The organism is Slackia equolifaciens (assembly GCF_003725995.1).
Lineage (GTDB): Bacteria > Actinomycetota > Coriobacteriia > Coriobacteriales > Eggerthellaceae > Slackia > Slackia equolifaciens.
This window is the reverse complement of the sequence record NZ_QIBX01000036.1, coordinates 1-2,256: the sequence shown is the minus strand read 5'-3', so window position 1 is coordinate 2,256 and position 2,256 is coordinate 1. Positions and strand designations below refer to the sequence as shown.

Sequence of the window (2,256 nt, the reverse complement as noted above, 5' to 3'; positions counted from 1 at the left end):
GGAGGCAACCGGGGGAACTGAAACATCTAAGTACCCCGAGGAGGAGAAATCAACCGAGATCCCGGGAGTAGCGGCGAGCGAAACCGGGCCAGCCCAAACCCGTGCACGCGGATAAGCGTAGGGGCGTTGCTGCACGGGGGTCGCGGGGAGCGACGTCCCAGGGCCCTATCCCTGGGCTGCAGTCAGAAAGCTTTGTCGTAGCGGAACGGCCTGGGAAGGCCGGCGGAACAGGGTGAGAGCCCCGTACGCGGAACGGCAGGGCCTGCAGGACCGCTTTCCCGAGTAAGTCCGGGCACGTGAAACCCGGACTGAAGCAGGGGGGACCGCCCTCCAAGGCTGAACACTCTCCGATGACCGATAGCGAACCAGTACCGCGAGGGAAAGGTGAAAAGCACCCCGAGAGGGGAGTGAAACAGCGCCTGAAACCGTGCGCCCACAAGCAGTCGGAGCACCTTCTACGGTGTGACGGCGTGCCTTTTGTAGAATGAGCCTGCGAGTCGCGGCATGCGGCGAGGTTAAGGGACACCGAGCCGCAGCGAGAGCGAGTCTTAACAGGGCGTGCAGTCGCATGCCGCGGACGCGAAGCCGGGTGAGCTATCCATGGGCAGGGTGAAGCAGGGGTAAGACCCTGTGGAGGCCCGAACCCACTTCGGTTGAAAACGGAGGGGACGACCCGTGGATAGGGGTGAAAGGCCAATCAAACCCGGAGATATCTCGTTCTCCCCGAAATAGCTTTAGGGCTAGCCCCGCGCGTTCAGCGGCGGAGGTAGAGCACCGGACCGGCGAGGGGGCGTCGCTGCCTACCGACCCGGACCGAACTCCGAATGCCGCCGCTTCAGAGCGCGGGAGTCAGAAGGCGTGGGCTAAGCTGCGCCTTCGAGAGGGAAACAGCCCAGACCGCCCGCTAAGGCCCCCAAGTCATCGCTGAGTGGCAAAGGATGTGCGTCCGCCCAGACAACCAGGATGTTGGCTTAGAAGCAGCCATGCATTCAAAGAGTGCGTAACAGCTCACTGGTCGAGTGGACATGCGCCGACAATTCACGGGGCTAAGCGATGCGCCGAAGCGGCGGGCCAGTCTTCACGACTGGCGGTAGGGGAGCTTTCCGCGCAGGGGCGAAGCCGGCGGGCGACCTCCGGTGGACCGCGCGGAAGTGAGGATGCAGGCATGAGTAGCGAGAGAGGGGCGAGAAACCCCTCCGCCGTAAGCCTAAGGTTTCCTGGGCGAGGCTAATCCCCCCAGGGTCAGTCGGGAGCTAAGGCGAGGCCGGAAGGCGTAGCCGATGCGCAGCGGGCGGACATTCCCGCACCTCCGGCATGACGTTACCACCGACGGGGCGACGGGGAAGGGTAGCCGGGCGGGGTTCTGGACGTCCCCGTGAAAGCGCGTAGGGCGAAGGCCAGGGAAATCCGGCCTTCATGCAGCCCGAGACGCGAGACGAAGCTATGAGCGAAGCCGGCGAGCCCATGCCTCCTAGAAAAACCCCTAGGGAGGAATGTCGGAGCCCGTACCAAAACCGACACAGGTGGGCGGGTAGAGTATACCGAGGCGATCGGGGGAACCATGGTCAAGGAACTCGGCACAATGGCCCCGTAACTTAGGGAGAAGGGGCGCCCCCGCCGGTGAAGGGCCCAGCGCCCGGAGCGGGAGGGGGCCGCAGCGAAACGGCCCAAGCGACTGTTTATCAAAAACACAGGACTCTGCGAAGCGGTAACGCGAAGTATAGGGTCTGACGCCTGCCCGGTGCCGGAAGGTCACGGGGATCCGTCAGCGAGAGCGAAGCGGTGAACCCAAGCCCCGGTAAACGGCGGCCGTAACTATAACGGTCCTAAGGTAGCGAAATTCCTTGTCGGGTAAGTTCCGACCTGCACGAATGGCGTAACGACTTGGGCGCTGTCTCGACCATGGACCCGGTGAAATTGTACTATTCGTGAAGATGCGAATTACCCGCGGAAGGACGGAAAGACCCCGTGAACCTTTACTGCAGCTTGGCATTGGACGCAGGTGCGTCGCGTAGAGGATAGGCAGGAGCCCGCGAAGCGGGGGCGCAAGCCCCCGTGGAGGCGCCCTTGGAATACTGCCCTCGGCGTACCGGCGTCCTAACCCCCGGCCGTCATCCGGCGGGGGGACCGTGCCAGGCGGGTAGTTTGACTGGGGCGGTCGCCTCCTAAAAGGTAACGGAGGCGCGCGCAAGGTATGCTCGGGACGGTCGGCAACCGTCCTCTGAGCGCAAGAGTACAAGCATGCCTGACTGCGAG

General features: G+C 63.8%; 1 rRNA gene. It reads left to right on the top strand.

What is annotated here, in order from left to right:
* Positions 1–2,256 (top strand): 23S ribosomal RNA (locus DMP06_RS11180); the annotation flags it as partial.